The sequence below is a fragment of the Arthrobacter sp. ASL1 genome, from assembly GCF_056680475.1.
The window spans coordinates 2,896,592-2,917,435 of sequence record NZ_CM155284.1 but is presented as its reverse complement, the minus strand read 5'-3'; the positions used below and the strand labels follow the sequence as shown (position 1 = coordinate 2,917,435).

General features: G+C 68.6%; 19 protein-coding genes, 1 tRNA gene, 2 pseudogenes and 1 riboswitch. Of the genes and pseudogenes, 10 read left to right on the top strand and 12 right to left on the bottom strand.

What is annotated here, in order from left to right; translation table 11 throughout:
- Positions 1 to 4: 4 nt before the first annotated feature.
- The 3 genes and pseudogenes from AC1MEQ_RS13795 to AC1MEQ_RS13785 all read right to left on the bottom strand — a co-directional run.
- Positions 5 to 742 (bottom strand): annotated as a pseudogene (locus tag AC1MEQ_RS13795) (energy-coupling factor transporter transmembrane component T family protein); the annotation flags it as partial.
- Positions 743 to 859: 117 nt separating this feature from the next.
- Positions 860 to 2,434 (bottom strand): annotated as a pseudogene (locus AC1MEQ_RS13790) (ABC transporter ATP-binding protein); the annotation flags it as partial.
- A 4-nt stretch (positions 2,435 to 2,438) separates the two neighbouring features.
- Positions 2,439 to 3,059 (bottom strand): ECF transporter S component, encoded by a 621-nt coding sequence (locus tag AC1MEQ_RS13785; protein ID WP_479791541.1) that lies wholly within the window; start codon positions 3,057 to 3,059, stop codon positions 2,439 to 2,441.
- Between the two features lie 52 nt (positions 3,060 to 3,111).
- Positions 3,112 to 3,238: riboswitch (TPP riboswitch) on the bottom strand.
- 68 nt (positions 3,239 to 3,306) lie between these two features.
- Here AC1MEQ_RS13785 and AC1MEQ_RS13780 point away from each other — a divergent pair.
- Entirely contained in the window at positions 3,307 to 3,576 is a 270-nt protein-coding gene (locus AC1MEQ_RS13780) for a DUF4235 domain-containing protein (protein ID WP_479791540.1), read from the top strand.
- A gap of 8 nt (positions 3,577 to 3,584) precedes the next feature.
- Here AC1MEQ_RS13780 and mnhG read toward each other — a convergent pair whose 3' ends face one another.
- The 6 genes from mnhG to AC1MEQ_RS13750 all read right to left on the bottom strand — a co-directional run bounded on the left by mnhG (position 3,585) and on the right by AC1MEQ_RS13750 (position 10,092).
- On the bottom strand, positions 3,585 to 3,974 hold the full coding sequence (gene mnhG / locus AC1MEQ_RS13775) for a monovalent cation/H(+) antiporter subunit G (protein ID WP_479796137.1): 390 nt from the start codon (positions 3,972 to 3,974) through the stop codon (positions 3,585 to 3,587).
- Positions 3,975 to 3,979: 5 nt separating this feature from the next.
- Entirely contained in the window at positions 3,980 to 4,246 is a 267-nt protein-coding gene (locus AC1MEQ_RS13770; RefSeq protein WP_479791539.1) for an MrpF/PhaF family protein, read from the bottom strand.
- Positions 4,243 to 4,785 (bottom strand): Na+/H+ antiporter subunit E, encoded by a 543-nt coding sequence (locus tag AC1MEQ_RS13765; protein WP_479796136.1) that lies wholly within the window; start codon positions 4,783 to 4,785, stop codon positions 4,243 to 4,245. Before AC1MEQ_RS13765 ends, AC1MEQ_RS13770 begins: the two co-directional genes overlap by 4 nt.
- Positions 4,786 to 4,910: 125 nt before the next feature.
- Entirely contained in the window at positions 4,911 to 6,539 is a 1,629-nt protein-coding gene (locus AC1MEQ_RS13760) for a Na+/H+ antiporter subunit D (protein WP_479791538.1), read from the bottom strand.
- Positions 6,536 to 7,108, bottom strand: coding sequence for a Na(+)/H(+) antiporter subunit C (locus tag AC1MEQ_RS13755; protein WP_479791534.1), 573 nt, complete (start codon positions 7,106 to 7,108; stop codon positions 6,536 to 6,538). Before AC1MEQ_RS13755 ends, AC1MEQ_RS13760 begins: the two co-directional genes overlap by 4 nt.
- Positions 7,105 to 10,092: a Na+/H+ antiporter subunit A gene (locus tag AC1MEQ_RS13750; protein WP_479791530.1), complete on the bottom strand. Its 2,988-nt coding sequence runs from the start codon at positions 10,090 to 10,092 to the stop codon at positions 7,105 to 7,107. Before AC1MEQ_RS13750 ends, AC1MEQ_RS13755 begins: the two co-directional genes overlap by 4 nt.
- A 152-nt stretch (positions 10,093 to 10,244) precedes the next feature.
- Between AC1MEQ_RS13750 and AC1MEQ_RS13745 the strand changes: the two genes are divergently transcribed.
- Both AC1MEQ_RS13745 and AC1MEQ_RS13740 read left to right on the top strand, forming a co-directional pair.
- A complete protein-coding gene (locus AC1MEQ_RS13745; RefSeq protein WP_479791525.1) occupies positions 10,245 to 11,594 on the top strand; it encodes an MFS transporter in 1,350 nt (449 codons plus the stop codon).
- A complete protein-coding gene (locus AC1MEQ_RS13740) occupies positions 11,591 to 12,358 on the top strand; it encodes an SDR family oxidoreductase (protein WP_479791521.1) in 768 nt (255 codons plus the stop codon). Before AC1MEQ_RS13745 ends, AC1MEQ_RS13740 begins: the two co-directional genes overlap by 4 nt.
- A 29-nt stretch (positions 12,359 to 12,387) precedes the next feature.
- On the opposite strand, the gene dcd is transcribed toward AC1MEQ_RS13740, so the two are convergent.
- On the bottom strand, positions 12,388 to 12,969 hold the full coding sequence (gene dcd / locus AC1MEQ_RS13735) for a dCTP deaminase (protein ID WP_479791516.1): 582 nt from the start codon (positions 12,967 to 12,969) through the stop codon (positions 12,388 to 12,390).
- 101 nt (positions 12,970 to 13,070) lie between these two features.
- Here dcd and AC1MEQ_RS13730 point away from each other — a divergent pair, with 101 nt between their 5' ends.
- Positions 13,071 to 14,021 carry a M15 family metallopeptidase gene (locus AC1MEQ_RS13730; RefSeq protein ID WP_479791512.1) on the top strand — a complete coding sequence of 317 codons (951 nt, stop codon included), beginning with the start codon at positions 13,071 to 13,073 and terminating at the stop codon, positions 14,019 to 14,021.
- Between the two features lie 27 nt (positions 14,022 to 14,048).
- Here AC1MEQ_RS13730 and AC1MEQ_RS13725 read toward each other — a convergent pair whose 3' ends face one another.
- Positions 14,049 to 15,755 carry a fumarate hydratase gene (locus tag AC1MEQ_RS13725; protein WP_479791510.1) on the bottom strand — a complete coding sequence of 569 codons (1,707 nt, stop codon included), beginning with the start codon at positions 15,753 to 15,755 and terminating at the stop codon, positions 14,049 to 14,051.
- Between the two features lie 132 nt (positions 15,756 to 15,887).
- On the opposite strand from AC1MEQ_RS13725, the gene AC1MEQ_RS13720 reads away from it, so the two are divergent.
- From AC1MEQ_RS13720 to AC1MEQ_RS13695, 6 genes are all read left to right on the top strand, one after another.
- Positions 15,888 to 16,376 (top strand): SseB family protein, encoded by a 489-nt coding sequence (locus tag AC1MEQ_RS13720; RefSeq protein WP_479791506.1) that lies wholly within the window; start codon positions 15,888 to 15,890, stop codon positions 16,374 to 16,376.
- 110 nt (positions 16,377 to 16,486) lie between these two features.
- Complete coding sequence (locus AC1MEQ_RS13715; RefSeq protein WP_479791502.1) at positions 16,487 to 16,969, top strand: cation:proton antiporter regulatory subunit; 483 nt, start codon at positions 16,487 to 16,489, stop codon at positions 16,967 to 16,969.
- 9 nt (positions 16,970 to 16,978) lie between these two features.
- Positions 16,979 to 18,172, top strand: a complete 1,194-nt coding sequence (locus AC1MEQ_RS13710; protein WP_479791496.1) for a cation:proton antiporter — start codon at positions 16,979 to 16,981, stop codon at positions 18,170 to 18,172.
- A gap of 93 nt (positions 18,173 to 18,265) precedes the next feature.
- Positions 18,266 to 18,336 (top strand) — tRNA-Gly (locus AC1MEQ_RS13705).
- Between the two features lie 57 nt (positions 18,337 to 18,393).
- A complete protein-coding gene (gene panD / locus AC1MEQ_RS13700; protein ID WP_479791491.1) occupies positions 18,394 to 18,825 on the top strand; it encodes an aspartate 1-decarboxylase in 432 nt (143 codons plus the stop codon).
- Positions 18,826 to 18,828: 3 nt separating this feature from the next.
- The gene (locus tag AC1MEQ_RS13695) at positions 18,829 to 19,758 is read left to right on the top strand and encodes an AEC family transporter (RefSeq protein WP_479791486.1); all 930 of its coding nucleotides are present in this window, start codon (positions 18,829 to 18,831) and stop codon (positions 19,756 to 19,758) included.
- Between the two features lie 15 nt (positions 19,759 to 19,773).
- On the opposite strand, the gene AC1MEQ_RS13690 is transcribed toward AC1MEQ_RS13695, so the two are convergent.
- Positions 19,774 to 20,820, bottom strand: a complete 1,047-nt coding sequence (locus AC1MEQ_RS13690; RefSeq protein ID WP_479791483.1) for an LLM class flavin-dependent oxidoreductase — start codon at positions 20,818 to 20,820, stop codon at positions 19,774 to 19,776.
- Positions 20,821 to 20,844 lie beyond the last annotated feature (24 nt).

Genomic DNA, 20,844 nt, shown 5'->3' with positions numbered 1-20,844 from the left:
CGGCTCACGCCCAGACGAGGTTCCAGGCCCCGGCCGCCAGCGCGGCGACGGCGGCCCCAGTTCCGAGCGCGAGGCCCGCGCTGATGAGCCCCGCGTCCCGCCAGGCGAAGCTGGCGGTCCGGGCCCACGTGCGCTGCCGGCCCCCGAATCCCTTGGCCTCCATCGTGACCGCCAGACGCGAGGCACGGCGGATGGCCTGGACCATCAGCCCCAGGCTCTGGCCGGCGTTGGCCTTCAGCCGCTGCACGGCCCCGCCCTGGGATCCGACGCCCCGGGCCCGGCGGGCCATGCCCAGCGTCGTCCATTCCTCGGCCAGCAACCCGATCAACCGCATCCCGGCCAGGGCCCCCAACACGAATCGATGCGGCAACCTGGCCTGCTGGGCCAACGCATTGGCCAGATCGGTCGGGTCGGTGCTCGATAGGACGATGACCGCCGGCACGGCCACGGCGAACACGCGCAGGCCCGTGGCCAGACCGGAGGCCAACGATCCCTCGCTGATGGTGGCCACGCCCAGGTCCAGCAGCACCGCACCGGTGTCGTTGCCCACCAGGGCGGTCCCCCAGGCGGCGAAGAGCCCGGCCACCAGCAACGGCCAGGCCCGGATGAGGAAGCGCAACGGCTTGATCCCCGCCAAGGGCAGGAACAGCACGCTGGCCACGGCGACCAGGCTCGAACTCACCAGGTCCAGCGAGGCGATCAGCGGTGTCGTCGCCAGGACGACGGCCGCCAGCTTGGCCAGCGGGTTGCACCTGCCGAAGAAGCTGGCCCGGGCTGGGGCATCGGGTTCGATTCCCGGTGTCCCGCCCCCGCGCTCCAGCACAGCGGGCTCCGGTAGGCGGGGCCCCTGGTCCGGCAACGGGGCGGAGTCCACCGGGTAGGTCGTTGCCCCCAACGCGGTGGCGAAATCGGTATCGTGGGTGACGGCGATGATGGCGACCCCGTCGTCGAGCTCTTCGCGCAGCAGCAGCGCGAGTTCACGCCAGGTGAGGGCATCCTGCCCGAAGGTGGGTTCGTCGAGGATCAACAGACGGGGTCGGGCCGCCAGCACGGTGGCCACCGACAGCCGGCGTTTTTCCCCTCCCGAAAGGGTGAACGGGTTGGCGTCCTGCAGCTCCCGCAAGCCCAGCCGGTCGAGCAGGCCCTCCACGCGCAGCTCGATTTCCTCGTCGTCGTACAGGCGTTCCCTGCCGCCCGGGCGTCGGGCGTGCCGGGGGCCATAGGCGAGCTCGTCGCGCACACTGGCGGTCACGAACTGGTGTTCGGGTTCCTGGAAGACGGTTCCGATGCGGGCGACCAGTTCACCGGCACGCCAGAGGTACGGACGCCCCGGGGGGCCGTCGCCGTTGGCCCCGGCAGGGGCTTCCGCCCCCCACAGTGCCGGAAGGGCCTCCACTTCTCCGGAGCGTTCGGGCAGCAATCCGCCCAGGGTCAGCGCCAGCGTCGATTTGCCCGACCCGTTGGACCCGGTGATGCACAACGCCTGCCCGGCAACCACTTCCAGGTCGACACCCGATACCGCGGGAACGGTGCGCGGGGTCCGGGCGACCGCGAGGCGCCGCGCGCGCAGCAGTCCCGGGCCCGCTGCCGTGGCCGGTTCGCGGCGGTCCAGTTGCGGGGTGTGGCCGGGGACCCAGATCCCGGCCCGGATGAGCCGGTCGCGGACGGGGCCGGGGGCGAACATGTCGGCCGGACGCCCCTGGCACACCACTCCTCCTCCCGGCTCCAGGACGATGACCCGGTCCACGGCGTCGGCCCAGGCCGCCAGCCGGTGCTCGACGATGACCATCGTCGCGCCGCTGCGCGCCACGGACTCCACGACGGCGTCACGGACCTCGATGACCCCGCCGGGGTCCAGATTCGCCGTGGGTTCATCCAGCAATACGAGCCCCGGGCGCATCGCGAGGATCCCGGCCAACGCGAGGCGTTGCTTCTGTCCGCCGGACAGCGCGGAGGTGGGGTGGTCCAGCGGCAGGTCGAGGCCGACCGACCGCAGGCTCGCGGAAACCCGCGGCCAGATGTCCGCGGGCGGGACGCAGAGGTTCTCCGCGCCGAACGCCACATCGTCGCCGACCCGGGCCTGGACGACCTGGGTCTCGGGATCCTGTTGCATGAGTCCGGTGCGGGTCGCCGCTGCGTCGGCCGGCCGGCCGTCGATGAGCAGCTGGCCGGCCGAGGCGTTGTCCCCATCGTCCTGCAGCACACCCGCGAGAGCGTGGAGCAGCGTGGATTTCCCGGCCCCGGAGGGTCCGACCAGCAGCACCCGTTCGCCCGCGGCAATGTCCAGGTCCAGTCCCCTGAGGGCGGGCTTGTCTCGCCCGGCATGCTGCCAGCCCCAGCCGCGGGCGCTGACGGCCGCGGGGCGGACCGCATCGTGCCCGTCGTCCTGGAATCGGGCGGGAGCCCGGGAAGGTGTGGGCAGGTGGCGGCTCATCGGATCAACCGAAGGTCCGCTCCTGCGCCGCCCGCCGCGACGCCAACGCCGAGAGCGCACCGGTACGCGACAGCGCACGGGTGAGCGCCCAGCTACCCAGCCCGGCGATGACCAGGCCGGACACGGCCATGCAGACGACGTAGGCGAACTTCATCGTCGTCGTGTAGTCGGGGAACCAGGCGAAAACGTAGGCGTCGTTGACGCCGCCGAAGACGCCGGTCAGCAGCCCGGCCAACAGGGATACCGGAAGGGACCAGTGCCGGTAGAGGAACAGGGCGACCACCAGTTCGGCGCCCAGGCCCTGGACCAGGCCGGAGACCCAGACCGTCCACCCGTATTCGGAACCCAGCAGCGAGGAGACCACGGCGGCCACCATCTCGCAGAACAGGGCAGCGCCGGGTTTGCGGATGATGAGCGCGCCCAGCACCGCAGGGAAGAGCCACATCCCCGCCAACAGTGCCGACGACGGCGGGAAAGCGAGGAAGAGGAAGTCGAGCAGGTGGTGGGTCGTGTTCCAGGCCCAGAAGATGACGCCGGAGGCAACGGCGATGACGGATGCGACGACGATGTCGACGACGCGCCAGGTGTAGCGGACGGACGGAGCCGCCGTGAAGGTGCTGCTCATGAGGTTTTCCTCCTTGGTGTTCAAGGAGGGGAGGACAACGCGGGACCCGCGCATCCTGAGATTCTCGACTCCCTTCGCCGGTACGAGCCGGAGCAGGTTCGAGGGTCTGCGGCAATCCGCACTCTCAGCGTCCTCGGATCCGGCCATGGCCGGTCGGCGACGCTCCCCTGTCGTAGGTGATTCAGTGGGGCCAGTCTACAGCGCGTTATGCTGGGAGGGTAATCACCTACCGACGGGAGAATCGTTCGTGAACGCATTACTAAAGATCGTCGGCGTGGTGGTGTCGATCGGCGCCGGTTTCGCCGGGCGCAAGCTCGTTGACGTCGTGTGGTCGGCGATCACCGGGGAGACGCCCCCGAAGGCGAAGGACAAGGACGCCCAAGCCGAGGCCACCCTGCGTCATGCCTTGGGCTTCGCGGTGCTCTCATCCGTCGTGGCCGCCGTGATCCAGGTGCTGACCAACCGTGGCACGCAGCAGGCGATCGCCCGTTTCGTCGACAACATGGACGAGGTGTAGCGAGACCGCTACCCCCGTTCGTCCAGACGGCGCTGGGCCTCGGAGACCACTTCATTGAGGTCATCGAGGACCAGCGTGTCTGGTTTAAGGTGCTTTGTCCGGTACGCGGCGCGCCCCACCATATGTGCGGTGACCGGGGCGGTGAGCAGCTGGAACAACCACGCGAGCAGCAGCACGGGCACGGCAGCCCACGCCCTGATCTGCAGGGCAACGGCGAGCAGCAGCAGGAACAACCCAAGCACCTGTGGTTTCGTGGCGGCGTGCATGCGGGAGAACAGGTCGGGGAAGCGCAGCAGGCCGATCCCCGCGGCAACGGACATCAGGGCGCCGCCGATCATGCAGACGGCGGTGATCCAGTCCAGCACGGTGTCGGCCGTTCCGCCGTCGACCAGGGCCATGACGATCAAGGGGTCCTCCGATCCGTGACGTAGCGGGCTATGGTCACCGAGCCGATGAAGGCCACCAGGCAGCCGACGACGATGAACACGATGTGGTTCAGGTGCCGGTTCACGGCCATGTCGAGGCAGAGCCCGCACATGATGATGATCAGCAGGACGTCCAGCGCCAGGGTCCGGTCCAGGATCGAGGGGCCGCGGGCCAGGCGGATGAGGGCCATGACGCCACCGATGGCCAGCGCGATCCCGGAAATCCAGGCGGCAATGATGATCATGGTTTCCCTTCCCTCTGCGGACCCTGCGGCTGCGCGGCATCCGGGCCCGCGGGATCCTCGGCGCGCAGTGCCGCCAAGTCCTCACGATTGCCCATGACGCGGATCAGCGCCGCCTCGATGTCGCGCACCTCTCGTCGGAATGTTTCGGCCTGCGCCTCGTCGTTGATGTCCAGAACGTGGAGGTAGAGGGTCGAGGTGGTCCGGTCGACCTCGACGACGAAGGAGCCGGGGATGAGGGTCAGCACGTGGCCCAGCGCGGTGGCCATGAGGTCCTCGTGGCTGCGCATGCGGATGCCCACGACGGCGTTGCGGACCGTCGGTCCGCGGAAGACTGCCACCATCGCGACGTGGATGCTGGCCTTGACGACCTGCCACATGAACCGCAGGGCGAACAGCCCTGCCTGCCAGACGTTGAACCGTCCGCTGAGCTCGACCGGGGGCAGCTTGAACGTCGCGACGACGGCCAGCGAGATGACGAATCCGAAGACCAGGTTGCCCGGGCTGAAGTCCTGCCAGAGGGCTCCCCAGACCACCACCATCCAGACCGTCAGCGGCAGCTCGATCAGGAACCGTGCGCGTCGCCGCCGTGCCCTGGCGCGGGCGCCCCGGGCACCGGTGAGCAGCTCGGAGGGCCGTGCCGGGCGCAGGTGGTGCCGGTGCGGGCTCATGATCCGCCCCCGGCATTCGTGCCGCCCAAAACGGCGTCGATATACGGCGTGCGTTCCATCATCTGCTGGGCTGACTGGTCGGCCAGGTCGAACAGGGGGCCGGCGAAGACCGTCAGCGAGACCCCGAGCAGCACCAGGGCCCCGGTCGAGTAGACCATGGTCCGCGGGAGCAGGTCACCCTCCCCCCGGCCGGCACGGCGGGTCGGGGTGATCGTGGCGGTCTCACCCGTGGCAGGGTGCGTTCCGCCGTCGGCGGTGATGAGCAGGATCGGATCCGGGTCCTCCGCGTCGTCCGCGCGACGCCAGAAGGCGCGGTTCCAGACACGGGCCACGGCCAGCAGGGTCAGCAGCGAGGTGACCAGTGCCCCGGCGAGCAGGGCCCAGGCCAGGGGGGTGCCGAGGTCGACGCCGCCGCGCAGCAGCCCGAGCTTGCCCAGGAAGCCGGAGAACGGCGGGATGCCGGCCAGGTTCATGGCCGGGACGAAGAACAGGACTGCCAGCACCGGGGAGAGTTTGGCCAGGGACCCGAGCCGGTCCACGTTGGTGGTGCCGCCCCGGCGTTCCATGAGCCCGGCGACGAGGAACAGCGAGGTCTGCACGATGATGTGGTGGGCGACGTAGTAGACGGTCGCAGCGAGTGCTACAGCGCTGCCCGTGGCCAGGCCGAAGACCATGTAGCCAATGTGGCTGGTCAGCGTGAAGGAGAGCATCCGCTTGAAGTCCGCCTGCGCCAGAGCACCGAGGATCCCGACGAGCATGGTCAGCAGGGCCACCACCATCAAGGCCCCGTTGAGCCGGTCGCCCGGGAAGAGCAGGGTCTCGGTGCGGATCATCGCGTAGACGCCGACCTTGGTCAGCAGCCCGGCGAACACCGCGGTGACCGGGGCCGGCGCCGTGGGGTAGGAGTCGGGCAGCCAGAAGGACAGCGGGAAGACTGCTGCCTTGACGCCGAAGGCGACCAGCAGCATCACGTGCAACACCATCTGGGTGCCCGGGTCGATGTCCGCGAGCTTGCCGGCCAGGTCGGCCATGTTCACGGTGCCGGTGGCCGCATAGATCATGCCGATCGCCACGAGGAACAAGACGGAGGAGACCACTGACACGACCACGTAGGTCACCCCGGCACGGATGCGCGCAGTGGTCCCACCCAATGTCAGCAGCACGTAAGAGGCCGTCAGCAGGATCTCGAAGCCGACGTACAGGTTGAAGAGGTCACCGGCCAGGAAGGCGTTGGAGACGCCGGCCACCAGGATCAGGTAGGCGGGGTGGAAGACCGAGACCGGTCCGTCCTCGTCCCCGTCGGCCATGCCCTGTCCGGTGGCATAGAGCAACACGGTCAGGCTGACAGCGGTGGAGACGACCAGCATCAACGCGGAGAACTCGTCAACCACCAGCGCAATGCCGAACGGTGGCGCCCAGCCACCGATCATGACCGCCTGCGCCCCGTTCTGCCAGGCGGAGACGAGCATCCAGGACTCGAGCGCGAGGGTGACGACCAGCGCTCCAATCGTCACGCTGCGCTGGGCCATCACGTGGCGCCGCAGCACGAAGGCCAGGGCCGCCCCGAAGATCGGCAGCAGGACCGCCAAAGGCGCGAAATCGATTGCGGTCTGTGTGCCCATCATCGCGCCTTCCTGTTCCTGCGGTGGTTGCTGGTGCCGGCGCTCTCCTCGGAGGAAGCCTGCCGGAAATCATTGGCGAGCCGTTCCCCGGCCTCCCGGGCAGCGGTTGCATGGGCCGATTCGCCCGTCCGCTCCATGGCCCCGTCGTCATCGGCGTCCTCGGGGAACTCGGAGGTCTCCACGGCGACCTCGGAGTCCTCCTCGAAGTCGTAGGCGCTCTTCTCCGCGACGCGGCGGTCCTCGGCGTCGTCGGTGAGTTCATCGCGGCGGGCGATGACCCAGGACCGGTAGATCATGGCCAGCAGGAACGCGGTGACCGCAAAGGTGATCACGATCGCCGTGAGGATCAGCGCCTGCGGCAGGGGGTCCGCATAGTCCTCGGCCGGTGTTCCCGCTTCATAGAGCGGGGCCAGCCCGCTCGGCCCCCCGGCGGCCAGGATCAACAGGTTCACCCCGTTGCCGACCAGGATGATCCCCAACAGGACACGGGTCAGGCTGCGTTCGAGCAGCAGGTAGATACCGGCGGCGAAGAGCACGCCCATCACCAGCAGCAGGGTCACGTTCACGGTCATCGTCCGGCCCCCGTCCGTTGCCGGGCCTCGGTGCTGCGCCGGCCCCCGCCGGAGCGGGCACCGCGCTTTTCGGTCTTCTCGTCGATCTCCGATCCCAGGCTGCGCAGCACATCCACCACCAGGCCGACGACGACGAGGTAGACGCCGATGTCGAAGAAGGTCGCGGTGACGAACTTGTGTTCCCCGAAGAACGGCAATGCGAATTCGAGGACGGCAGACTGGAAGAGGTGGCCGCCGAGCAGCAGGGGCACGACGCCGGACAGGGCCGCGGTGCCCAACCCCAGCCCGAGCAGGGTGCCCGGGCTGATGGGGGTGGCCTCGACCAGCTCGAACCGCCCACCGGCCAGGTACCGGATCGTCATGGCCAGCCCGGCCAGCAGCCCACCCGCGAACCCCCCGCCGGGGCTGTTATGCCCGGCGAGCAGGAGGTAGATCGAGAAGAGGATGATCGTATGGAACACGAGGCGGGCGACGACCTCGAAGATGATGGACCGGCTTTCCGGTGCCATGGTCTTGCCGGCCACCAGCCAGGCGTCCTTGGCCGACTGGGCAAAATGCCGTGCGGTCGCCAGCGCGGCCGCGGACCGGCTGCCCCCGGAGCCGTCCGCGCGGGCGCGCCCGACGGACCCGGGTTCGACGTCGTGGGCGCGGCGGCGGGCGTCGCCGCGGCCGCGGACGAAAATCAGCGAGGCCACCCCGGTCGCCGCCACGGCAAGCACGGTGATCTCCCCGAAGGTGTCCCAGACACGGATGTCCACGAGGGTGACGTTCACGATGTTCTTGCCCGCCCCGCCGTAGTAGGCCAGCTCGGGGAAGGACAGCGAAATGGGGTCTGCGGTGCGCGAGGCCATGGCGGTGGCGGCGATGGCGATCATGGCCAGCCCGAATCCGATCCCCAGGACCGCCCGGGCCACGCGGTGGCCGGAGGGGTTCTGCGTCCACAGGGGCGGGGGCAGCACCCGCAGTGCCAGCACCATGGCCACCAGCACGATCGTCTCGACCAGCAGCTGGGTCAGCGCCAGGTCGGGTGCGCCCTGCAGGGCGAAGATGAACGCCATGCCGTATCCGGTGACGGAGACCATGAGCACCGCCAGGAAGCGCTTGTTGGCCCGGACCGCGGCCAGGGCGCCGACGATCATGCACAGGCCCGTGACCAGCTGGGCGGGGGTGTCGAACCAGGCGATCGATGTCGGCAGCGGGGTGTCGTTGGCGAAGGCGGCAAAGGCCGGGACGATGAGGGCCACCAACAGGATGACGCCCAGGTAGAACGGCAGCGAACCGCGCTGGGTGCGTCCGGTGACCCAGACGGCGAGCTCGTCGATGACGTTCAGGGTCGCCTTGTAGATCCGCTCGGCGTCCAGCAGCGCCGGCACCCGTGCCTGGAGGGCGCCGAAACCGGTGCGCCAGTGGAAGAGCAGCAGGCCGCCGACGACCATGATGGCCGAGAGCCCCAACACCGGGGTGATGCCGTGCCACAGGGCCAGGTGGATGGGCTGCCCCGAGGCCGGGAAGAGGCTGGAGAAGGAGGCGACCGCGTGCTCGATCGGTGCCGGGTACAGGCCAAAGGCCACCGTCACCGCGGTGAGCAATGCCGGTGCCGCCAGGAACAGCCAGGGGATGGCCTTGAACGGGGTGTCCGGCATGCCCTGCTTGCCGGCGAACCCGCCCCAGATGAACCGGGCACTGTAGGCGACGGTGAGGATGGACCCGAGCACGACGCCGATGAGCACCACGGTGCCCCAGGCACCGTCCCCGGCGGCCAGGACCTCGAGCACGGATTCCTTGGCCACGAACCCGTAGAGCGGCGGGATGCCCGCCATCGACGCCGCAGAGAGCAGCGCGACGACGAACAGCTTCGGGGTGGTCCGCCACAGTCCGGAGAGCAGCCGGACGTCGCGGGTTCCCGCCTGGTGGTCGATGATCCCGACCACCAGGAACAACGCGGCCTTGAAGAAGCCGTGGGCCAGCATCATGGCCAGTCCCGCGATGGCGGCGTCCGCGTTGGCCTGCCCCATGATCAGCATGAGGAACCCGAGCTGGGAGACGGTGCCGTAGGCCAGGATGAGCTTGATGTCCGTCTGGCGAAGGGCCCGCCACCCGCCGATGAGCATGGTCGCCAGGCCCAGCCCGATGACCAGCGGATCCCAATAGGCGGTGTCGGAGTAGCCGGGGGCCAGACGCGCCACCAGGTAGATGCCGGCCTTGACCATGGCGGCCGCGTGGAGGTAGGCGGAAACAGGAGTCGGCGCGGCCATCGCACCGGGCAGCCAGAAATGGAAGGGCACGAGTGCCGATTTGCTGACCGCTCCAATCAGGACCAGGGCAATGGCGACGTCGATGAGGGTGCCGCGGGAGACCAGGTCCGGTGCCATGGCCATGACCTCGGAGAGCCGGTAGGTGCCGGCGCTCTGGCCGATCATGACCAGGCCAAGCAACATGGCCAGCCCGCCGAAGGTGGTGACCAGCAGTGCCTGCAGCGCCGAACGGCGGGCGAAGATGCGGGCCCGGGCGAAACCGACGAGCAGGTACGAAAGGATGGTCGTGATTTCCCAGAAGATGAACAGCAGGATCAGGTCATCGGAGATCACCAGGCCGAACATCGCGCCGGCGAACGCCAGCAGCTGGGCGCCGAAGGGGCCGATGTTGGCGTCCTCGTTCTTGAAATACCGGGCACAGTAGAACAGCACGAGTGCGCCGACGCCCAGGATGAGCAGGCTCAACACCGCGGCCAGGGCGTCCATCCGGAAAGCGAGTTCCAGCTGCAGGGACGGGATCCATTCGAGGACGATCCCCGGCGGCGCGTTGGGCTCGCCGGCCAGCGCCGCCTGGTCTGGTGACGTGAACGAGTGGAAGTTGACCAGCAGCCAAACGAAGGCCGCCGCCGGGACCGCGCCAAGCAGGTAGAAGGACGCGCGGCCGAACCTGCGGAACAGCAACGGCGCGACGGCGCTCACCGCAAAGAGTGCGATGAGAACCACTGCCACTATGTGCTCCTGAAGGGGTCGGGGCCACGCATGGTTCCACACCGCAGCTTGTTCGGTCAGGTTTTGAATTGAGTTTAACAGTTGATCAATGCATTTCCCCCTTTTGGGGTTTGTCTCGCCGGTTATTTCGCGGAGGGCGTTACGATGCAGGCATGAGCCCGAACGCCACGCCCACGGCCCTCCCGTCCCGCGGTGCGGCGACGATTTCGAAACAGGTCCTGGCCTGGGCCTCCTGGGATTGGGGGTCCGCGGCGATCAACGCCGTGATGACGACCTTCGTGTTCACGGTCTACCTGACCAGTTCCCTCTTCGGCGACACCGACGCGAACTCCGCGGTCCTGGGCAATGCCCTGGCGATCGCCGGCGTCGTCATCGCCCTCCTGGCCCCGGTGACGGGACAGCGCTCCGACGCAGGGGGTCGACGGCGGTTCTGGCTCGGCGTGAACACCGTGCTGGTCGCCCTGGCGACTGCGGCCTGCTTCTTCGTCCTGCCGGATCCGCGCTTCCTCATCCTCGGGGCCACGCTGATCGCGGTGGCCAGCGTCTTCTCGGAGTTCGCGGCGGTGAACTACAACGCGATGCTCCCGCAGATCTCCACCCCGGCGACGATCGGCAAGGTCTCCGGATTCGGTTGGGGGATGGGCTACCTCGGGGGCATCCTCGCCCTGGCGCTGGTGCTCTTCCTCTTCGTCCAACCCGTGGTGGATTGGCCCGGCGCCTCCACCGACGGGTCGCTGAACCTCCGGCTGGTCGCCGTGTTCTCCGCGCTGTGGTTCTTCGGTTTCGGTTTGCCGGTCCTCTTTGCCGTCCCCGAGGTCAAGCGCCGCCAGAAGATGGCGCGCGTGAGCTTCCTGGAGTCCTACCGCCAGCTGGCGCGCAGCGTGAAGTCGCTGTGGCGCACCGAGCCGCACACCGTTTTCTTCCTCATCGCCGCCGCCGTGTTCCGCGACGGATTGGCGGCCGTCTTCACCTTTGGCGGCGTCATCGCCGCCGGGACGTTCGGCTTCGAGCTCAGCCAGGTCATCATCTTCGCCATCGTCGGCAATGTCGTCGCCGCCGCGGGGGCCATGATCGGCGGACTGCTCGATGACCAGATCGGCCCCAAGGCGGTCATCGTCGGCTCCCTCATCGGATTGCTGGTCGCCGCCACCGGCGTCTTCCTCTCCCCCGGTGCCTCCGGCTTCTGGGTCTTCGGCCTCCTGCTGTGCCTGTTCGTCGGCCCCGCCCAGGCCTCCTCCCGCGCGTTCCTCGCCCGGCTGGCGTCGACCGGCAAGGAGGGCGAGCTGTTCGGCCTCTACGCCACCACCGGACGGGCGGTGTCCTTCCTGGCTCCGGCGCTGTTCTCGGCCGCCATCGCGCTGGCCGCCCCGCACGTCGCCCCAGGCGGAGCCCAGCGCTACGGCATCCTGGGCATCATGCTGGTGCTGCTCGTCGGCCTGGCCCTCCTGATCCCCGTGCACAAGCCGGGCACGCCACACCACGCGGAAGACGACACCCCATGACCGCACCACTGCACCCCCACACGCCCGATCCAGGAGTCCTGGTCGTCACCGGCGCCGGGTCGGGAATCGGCCGGGCCGTGGCCCGCGAACTGTTGGCCACCGGCTGGCGCGTGGCCGTGGCCGGACGCCGGCCCGGAGCCCTGGAACAGACCGCCGACGGCCACCCGCGGGCCCTCGTGGTCCCCACCGACATCACCGTCCCCGAGCAGGTCCAGGCCCTGTTCGACACCGTCTCCCGGACCTGGGGGCGGGTGGACGTGCTGTTCAACAACGCCGGGACCTTCGGGCCGAGGGCGGCAGTGGACGAGATCACCGTCGGCGATTGGAACGACGTCGTCGCGGTGAACCTGACCGGCAGCATGCTCTGTGCCGCCGCCGCGGTGCGCACCATGAAGGCCCAGACCCCGCAGGGTGGGCGCATCATCAACAACGGGTCCATCTCCGCCCACGCCCCGCGGCCTTCCTCCGTCGCCTATACGACGACGAAACACGCCATCACCGGGTTGACGAAGTCGATCTCGCTGGACGGACGAGGCTTCTCCATCACCGCGTCGCAGATCGATATCGGCAACACCGCGACCGAGCTCACCGCCGGATTCACCACCGGGACCGTGCAGGCCGACGGCAGCACCCGGATCGAACCGGTCTTCGACGTGGCACACGCTGCCCGCCTCGTGCGCCAGCTGGCCGAGCTGCCGTTGGAGGTCACGGTGGATTCGCTGGTGGTCACCGCCACCGGGATGCCGTTCACCGGCCGGGGCTGACCCGCGGGTCCGGCCCGCGGGCTGGGAGGCTACGCGCCGAGCTCGGTGCGGTGGAAGTTCAGGTGGCTCCGTGATGCCGTCGGGCCGCGCTGGCCCTGGTACCGGTTGCCGTACTTTCCGTCACCGTAGGGGTGTTCCGCGGCGGAGGACAGCTTGAAGAAGCACAACTGGCCGATCTTGGATCCGGGCCAGAGCTTGATTGGCAGCGTCGCCATGTTCGATAGCTCCAGGGTCACGTGCCCGGAGAACCCCGGGTCGATGAACCCGGCGGTCGAGTGCGTCAGCAGGCCCAGGCGCCCCAGGGATGACTTGCCTTCGAGCCGGGCGGCGACGTCGTCGGGAAGCGTGACCTGCTCGTAGGTCGACCCGAGGACGAATTCCCCCGGATGCAGGATGAACGGTTCGGCGGGGTCGACCTCGACGAGCCGCGTCAGCTCGGGCTGTTCCTGGGCCGGATCGATATGGGCGTACTTGTGGTTGTCGAAAAGCCTGAAGAAACGGTCCAGGCGGACGTCGACGCTGGCGGGCTGGATCATCTGGGGGTCATACGGGTCGAGCCCGATGCGCCCGGAGTCCAGTTCTGTCCGGATGTCGCGGTCTGAGATCAGCACGGTTCCAAACTAGCCCATGCGGCCCGGACGGCGTTATCCTGAAGTCGGTGGGTTGAGCGGCACCGCGAGCGTCGCGGACCGTCCGGCACACCATGAAGCCCATGCCGACATCCCTTCGCCTGCACCGCCGTCCGGCCGCGGTGGCCACCACGGTCGCCCTCGCGGTCTCCTTCCTGCTGCCCACCAGCGCGGCACTGGCTTCCCCCGTCGGCGACCTCCAGGACACCCAGGCATCGCCGTCGTCGGATCCGACGCCCACCGCGGGGGATGCCGGCCACGAGCGGAAATCGGCGGTCGACAGCCAGGAAAAGGACTTCGCGGCCTACACCCTCGACCCCACCTCCCCGCTGGTGCTGGTCAACGAGCACCACCCGCTGCGGCCGCGGGATTACACGCCGAAGAAGCTGGTGCCCGTCGACGGCTCCGGATCACGGATGGTTCCCCAGGCGGCGACTGCCCTGGAGAAGCTCCTCGCCGCCGCCCGCGAGGACGGACAGGGGCTCATCGTGGAAAGCGCCTACCGCTCCTACGACCACCAGGTGGCCCTGTTCCACCGGTACACGAACATGTATGGCAAGGAATACGCCTCGAAGATCTCGGCGCGGCCCGGGACCAGTGAACACCAGCTGGGCCTTTCGGTCGACATCGGCGCGGCCAGCGGCCAGTGCTCCCTCCGGGCCTGCCTGGCCGATCTGCCGGCCGGGAAGTGGACGGCCGCGCACGCCGCCGAGTTCGGGTTCATCATCCGGTATCCAAAGGACCAGCAGCAGACGACGGGCTACAACTTCGAACCGTGGCACCTGCGTTATGTGGGCACGACGGCGGCGCGGAAGATGCGCGCCGAGGGCGTCGCCACCTTCGAAGAGTATTCCGACCAACTCGTCCAGGCCCGGGAGGCAGAGAGCGAAGGTACTGCCCGCAAGCAGGCCGAGGCCCAACGGCAGGCGGCCGTGCAGGACGCGCTGCGCCAGGCCGCCGCCGAACGCGAGGCCCGCCGCGCCGAGGAAACCGGCTGGATGCCCGAGTGGGCCCGGTCCGCGGCAGCGCGCTGACGCCGCCGGCGGCCCCGTGGGCCCCTGCTACCGGGCGCGGACCGGGATCCCGGTGAACGTCGGCTTGAGCGTCTCGGCAAAGAAGTCGTTGCCCTTGTCATCGACCACGATGAACGCCGGGAAGTCCTCGACCTCGATCTTCCAGATGGCCTCCATGCCCAGCTCCTCGTACTCGAGGACGTCGACCTTGCGGATGCAGTCCTGGGCCAGCCGGGCCGCGGGGCCGCCAATGGATCCCAGGTAGAAGCCGCCGTGGCTGTTGCAGGCCTCGGTCACCTGGCGGGAGCGGTTTCCCTTGGCGAGCATGACCATGGAACCACCGGCTGCCTGGAACTGGTCGACGTAGGAGTCCATGCGTCCTGCAGTGGTGGGGCCGAAGGACCCGGAGGCCATGCCCTCGGGTGTCTTCGCGGGGCCGGCGTAGTAGACCGGGTGGTCCTTGAGGTACTGCGGCATGTCCTCTCCGGCGTCGAGGCGTTCGCGGATTTTCGCGTGGGCGATGTCCCGGGCGACCACCAGCGGCCCGGTGAGCGACAGCCGGGTCTTCACGGGGTGCCTGGACAGCTCGGCGAGGATATCGTCCATGGGCCGGTTCAGGTCGATCTTGACCACCGACGAGCCGCCGGTTCCGGTGACCCCGTCGGTCTCGTCGTCGTGGGCGGCGAGGGCCGGGTGGGAATCGTCGGGCATGAAGCGGGCAGGATCGGTCTCGAGCTGCTCGACGAAGACACCGTCAGCGGTGATCTTGGCCAGCATCTGGCGGTCCGCCGAACAGGAAACGGCGATCGCCACCGGCAGGGAGGCCCCATGGCGGGGCAGCCGCACCACGCGCACGTCATGGCAGAAGTACTTGCCGCCGAACTGGGCGCCGATCCCGAAGTGGCGCGTCAGTTCCAGGACCTTCTCCTCGAGCTCCACATCGCGGAAGCCGCGTCCGGTCATCGCGCCGGTGGTGGGCAGGTTGTCCAGGTACTTCGCGGAGCCGTACTTGGCGGTCTTCAGGGCGAATTCGGCGCTGGTCCCGCCGATCACGATCGACAGGTGGTACGGAGGGCAGGCAGCCGTTCCCAACGACCGCAGCTTTTCGTCCAGGAACGTCAACATGGCGTTCTCGTTCAGGATCGCCTTGGTCTCCTGGTAGAGGAAGGACTTGTTGGCCGAGCCGCCGCCCTTGGCCATGAAGAGGAACTTGTACTGGTCCTCATGGCCCGGTTCGGTGTCGGCGTAGAGCTCGATCTGGGCCGGCAGGTTGTTGCCGGTGGACTTTTCCTCCCATGTCGTCAACGGTGCCAGCTGGGAGTAGCGCAGGTTCAACTGCGTGTAGGCGTCGTAGATCCCCTGCGACAGGTCCTTCTCGTCCGGCCCCTGGGTCAGCACACGCTGCCCGCGTTTGCCCATGACGATGGCCGTGCCGGTGTCCTGGCACATCGGCAGGATGCCGCCGGCGGCGATGTTGGCGTTCTTCAGCAAATCCAACGCGACGAATTTGTCATTGGCGCTGGCCTCCTCGTCGTCGAGGATGTTGCGCAGCTGCTGCAGGTGGGCCGGGCGCAGGTAGTGCGAGATGTCGTGCAATGCGGTCCGCGCCAGGTGCGACAGGGCTTCCGGATCCACCTCGAGGAACGTCCTGCCTCCGGGTCCCTCGACGGGGCGCACGCCCTCGGTGGCGATGCGGCGGTAGGTGGTTTCGTCCTGGCCGATCGGCAGCAGGTCCTCGTACTGGAACTCGGTCATGGGGCATCCTTGGCATCCGGTGGGGTATTTGGCTCCAGTCTAATTCGGGGCCGCGCCGTTCCCCGAACCGTTGCCCCTTCGTTGCGGCGGGGCGGGTTGCGCTTCGTCGGCGGGCGTGATCGGCTGGATGGCATGAGCGAAGAGCCAACCCAGACCCCCACCGGAACCCCGGATCCCGACGAACCGCAGACGCATCTCGAGACGGTGCTCCACGACGGGCAGGCCGACGAGACCCAGGCGGGACAGGTCATCGCGACGTTCCTGTCCGAGGAGGTCTTCTTTCTCAGCCGTGAACAGGTGACCGAGGAAACCGACAACGTCCAGCCGCTGCTGCTGCAGAACAAGGACGGCGAACCGGTGATCGCCCTGTTCACGCACGTTAACCGTATTCCGGAGACCTACATCGCCGAGGCCCCCTTCGCCGTGCGCGTGGTCGGGGCAGCGGTCATCGACAACCTCTCCGGCGCCGGCCTGGTGCTGAATCCCGGACACCAGCTGGGCTTCGAGATCCCGGCCGACGGGGTCGAGGCCATCAAGCGGGACTTCGCCCCCGACGGCTCCCCTGCCGGGCAGGCACCCACCGCCACGACGGACGACGGCGGGACTGCCCCGGGCGCCTGAGCGCCCCAAGTCCACCTCCAGATGGCCGCCGCCGGGTTCCCGGCGGCGGCCATCTGCTTTCCCGCAGATGGGCCCGTGCTGCCGGGCGGCCCGAGGTCTACGCTGGAAGCATGAATCTGGAAGAAACCCCCCTCCCCGGAATTGGGGTACGTCGCGACGTGATGTTGGCGACGGGGCGACGCGTCGGTGTCGTCGTCAAACGCGATGGCGGCATGGAGCTGATCATCTCCGAGCGCCAGGACCCCGACGCCTGCCAGGCGGCCATCCCCCTGACCAACGAGGAGGCCGCAGCGATCGGCGGGCTGCTCGGCGCCCCGCAACTGGTGGCTGACCTCACCGCCGAGCACCGTGAGCTGCCCGGAGTGAGCACCCAGCAATTCGTTTTGAGCCAAGACAGCCCCTATGCAGACCGGACCCTCGGGGACACCCACCTGCGCACCCGCACCCACGCCTCCATCGTCGCGATCTCCCGCAGCGGCCAGGTCCATGCCTCCCCGCCGCCGTCGTTTGAGCTGGCGGCCGGGGATGTGGTCATCGTGGTCGGCACCCCCGATGGCCTGGACAAGGCCGCCCACCTGCTCAACAACGGATAGGACCCGCCAGTGGACCACACCACCCTCGTCCTGATCGAGCTTGGGGCTGTCTTCCTCGGCCTCGGGCTGCTCGGACGTTTGGCGGGTCGGATCGGCATGTCCCCGGTCCCGCTGTACCTACTGGGTGGGCTGGTCTTCGGGCATGGCGGCATCGTGCCGCTCTCCGGCATCGCGGAGTTCGGCGACATCGCCAGCGAACTCGGCGTGGTCCTGTTGCTGCTGATGCTCGGCCTCGAATACACCGCCAAGGAACTGGTGACCGGGTTGCGCCGCTCCTGGGTGGCGGGCCTGATCGATCTGGTCCTGAATTTCGCGCCGGGCGCCGCGCTGGCACTCATCCTGGGGTGGGGGGTCATCGGCGCCCTGGTGCTGGGCGGGGTCACCTACATCTCCTCCTCCGGCATCTGCGCCAAGGTCCTCTCCGACCTGGGCCGGCTGGGCAACCGGGAAACCCCCGTCGTCTTGTCCATCCTCGTCCTCGAGGACCTGGTGATGGCCGTATACCTGCCCATCCTCACGGCGGCGCTGGCCGGGGTGAGCTTCCTGGGCGGGTTGCGGGCCGTGGGTATCGCCCTCCTGGCTGTCACGGCGGTCCTGCTGCTGGCCCTGCGGTACGGCCCACTGATCTCCCGGCTGATCCACTCCCCGGACCAGGAGAACTTCCTGCTCAAGCTCATCGGGGCGGCCCTACTGGTCGCCGGGGTCGCCGCCGCCCTGCAGGTATCCGCCGCCGTCGGCGCCTTCCTGTTGGGCATCGCGATTTCCGGATCCACGGCCCACTCGGCGGCCAAGGTCCTGGCCCCGTTGCGCGATCTGTTCGCCGCCATGTTCTTCGTGGTGTTCGGCATCAACACCGACCCGGCCACCATTCCGCCGGTCTTCCTGCTGGCGCTGGGGCTGGCGGCGCTCACCTCCGTGACGAAGGTCGCCACGGGAGCCTGGGCAGCCTGGAGGGCCGGCATCGGGATACCGGGCCGGATCCGCGCCGGCACGGTCCTGATCGCCCGCGGCGAGTTCTCCATCGTGATCGCCGGCCTGGCGGTGGCCGGCGGCGGGGCCTCGCCGGAACTGGCGGCACTGGCGACCACCTACGTGATGCTGTTGGCGGTCCTGGGGCCCGTGGCAACCCGCATGGCCGAACCGCTGACCCAAGCCGTGTCGAACCGCCTGCACCACACCAGTCATCCGGCGGGAGCCGGCTGAAACCGGCGGCCCGGACGACACAAGATGCATGTCAGCGGCGTGTGGGATATGCTGAGATGCACCCGCGGGTACGAACGGACCGGCGGGTGTTTTGCGGGCGTAGCTCAATGGTAGAGCGCCAGCTTCCCAAGCTGGACACGCGGGTTCGATTCCCGTCGCCCGCTCTCTTTGTGTCCGGGTACGCGCCCCGGACGCCGGGCGACGCGTAGGATAGGTCTGCCATGAAACGCACAATGTTCAAGTCAAAGATCCACCGCGCCACCGTCACGCACGCCGATTTGCACTACGTCGGCTCGGTGACCGTGGACCTCGACCTCCTCGAGGCCTCCGACATCCTCCCCGGCGAGCTGGTCAGCATCGTGGACGTCACCAACGGTGCCCGGCTCGAGACCTACACCATCGCCGGGGACCGCGGCAGCGGGGTACTGGGCATCAATGGCGCCGCGGCCCACCTCGTCCACCCGGGCGACACGGTCATCCTCATCAGCTATGCAGAGATGGAAACCGCCGAGGCCCGCAGCTACGTCCCGCGGGTGGTCCACGTCGACGCGAACAACTCCATGGTCGCCCTCGGTTCCGACCCGTCGGAGTCCCTCTCCACCGGCGACGTGCGCCCGCCGCACGCCATCGCCGGAATGCCGGCGGACTTCTAGGACGTGCTCGGGGTCCTCTCCGGTTTCTCCGTCGTCTGGGCCGTCATCATCGTCGGCTACCTCGTCGGACGCACCGGGGTCCTCGGACCCGATGCCCGCTTCGTCCTGAACCGGCTGACGTTCTTCGTCGCCAGCCCGGCCCTGCTGTTCATCACCGTCGCGGATTCCGATCCGGCAGCCGTGTTGGGCCCCAGCCTCGGCGTCGCAGCCGTCAGTGCGGCCGGCGTCGCCCTCCTCTACTTCGCGATCACCGGTTGGTGGCTCAAGCGGGACCGCCCCGAACGCCTCATCGGGGCCATGAGCGCCTCAACCGTGAATTCGGCAAACCTGGGCCTGCCGATCGCCGCCTACGTCCTGGGCAACACGTCCCATGCTGCCCCGGTCATCCTGTTCCAGCTTGCGCTGTGGAGCCCGATCTTCCTGATCTTCCTGGATGCCAGCAGCTCACGCCGCCGGACCACCCCCACGGCCATGGTCCTCACCACCTTGCGCAACCCCATGATCGTCGCATCGCTGGTGGGCCTGCTCTTCGCCGTTTTCGGGTGGAAGCTGCCCCAGCCCATCCAGGAACCCGTCGAACTCATTGCGGGCGCCTCGATCCCGGCCATGCTGATTGCGTTCGGGATCTCGCTGGTCGGGTCCAAGCCGTTGGAAAAGGTGTCGGCCCGCCGCTCCGATGTCCTGGTCGGCACCGGTTTGAAGCTGCTCGTTCATCCCGTTCTGGCCTGGGTGGCCGGCTCGCTGATCTTCCGTCTCGAGGGGCCGGACCTGTTCGCCGTGGTGATCATGGGGGCGCTACCGTCGGCGCAGAACGTCTTCGTCACCGCCTCCCGGTACGAGCAGGGCCTGGTGGTGGCGAAGGACACCGTCCTGCTCACCACGATCGCGGCGGTGCCGGCGATGATGCTCGTCCCGGTCATTCTCCACAGCTGACGTTGCAGCGGTCGATCACTTGGCCGCCAACAACCGCTCCACGCGTGGTTTGACGTCGGTGGCCAACAGGGTGAGGGATTCCAGGAAGTGTTCGTGCGGCAGCCCCCCGATATCCATCTGGAGGAAGTGGCGGACGTGGCCGAGGTAGCCGTGCAGGTGGACGATCCGCGCGGCAATTTCGTCGGGATCACCGACGTAGTAGGCGCCCGGCGCTTCGGCCTGCGCCAGGAAGTCGCGCTTGTCGGGCGCGGGCCAGCCACGCAGCCGGCCCATCTCGACGTTGAGGTTGTGCCAGCCGGGATGGAACCGGTCCAGCGCCTGCTGCTTGGTGGGGGCGACCAGCCCGAGGGCCGCCACCGAAACCTTGATCTGCTCCCCCGCGTGCCCGGCCTGCGCTGCCGAACGCCGGTAGAGCTCGGCGAGTGGTGCAAAGCGGTGGGGTGCGCCGCCGATGATTCCATAGGAGATCGGCAGCCCGAGTTTCCCTGCCCGGGCCGACGATCCGGCGTTTCCCCCGGTGGCCAACCAGATCGGCAGCCGTGGCTTGGCGGGTCGCGGGACCACTGCCAGGCCGCCGATGGCCGGCCTGCGCTTCCCGGACCAGTCCACGGTGGGCGTGGGACTGTTGTTGATCGTCATCAACAGGTCGAGCTTGTCGGCGTAGAGCTCGTCGTAGTCCCGCAGGTCGTAGCCGAAGAGCGGGAAAGTCTCCACCGACGAACCGCGGCCGGCGGTGATTTCCACGCGCCCGCCGGCGATGGCGTCGGCGGTGGCGAACTGCTGGAAGATCCGGACGGGGTCATCGGTGCTGATGATGCTGGCCGCGCTGCCCAGGGTGATCCTGCGCGTGGCGCCGGCAGCGGCCGCGATGATCGTTCCGGGTGACGAGGCCGGCATCGAGGTGGTGTGGTGTTCGCCGATTCCGAAGTAGTCGAGTCCGACCCCATCGGCGTGGACGATCGCCTCGAAAAGGTTTTGCACGGCCTCGGTCGTGGTTCGTTCGCTGCCGTCGGGGTTGCGCTGGGTGTCACCGAAGCTGTAGGCGCCGATTTCCATGGTCATTCTCCATTCTCCTGGTTGTGGAGG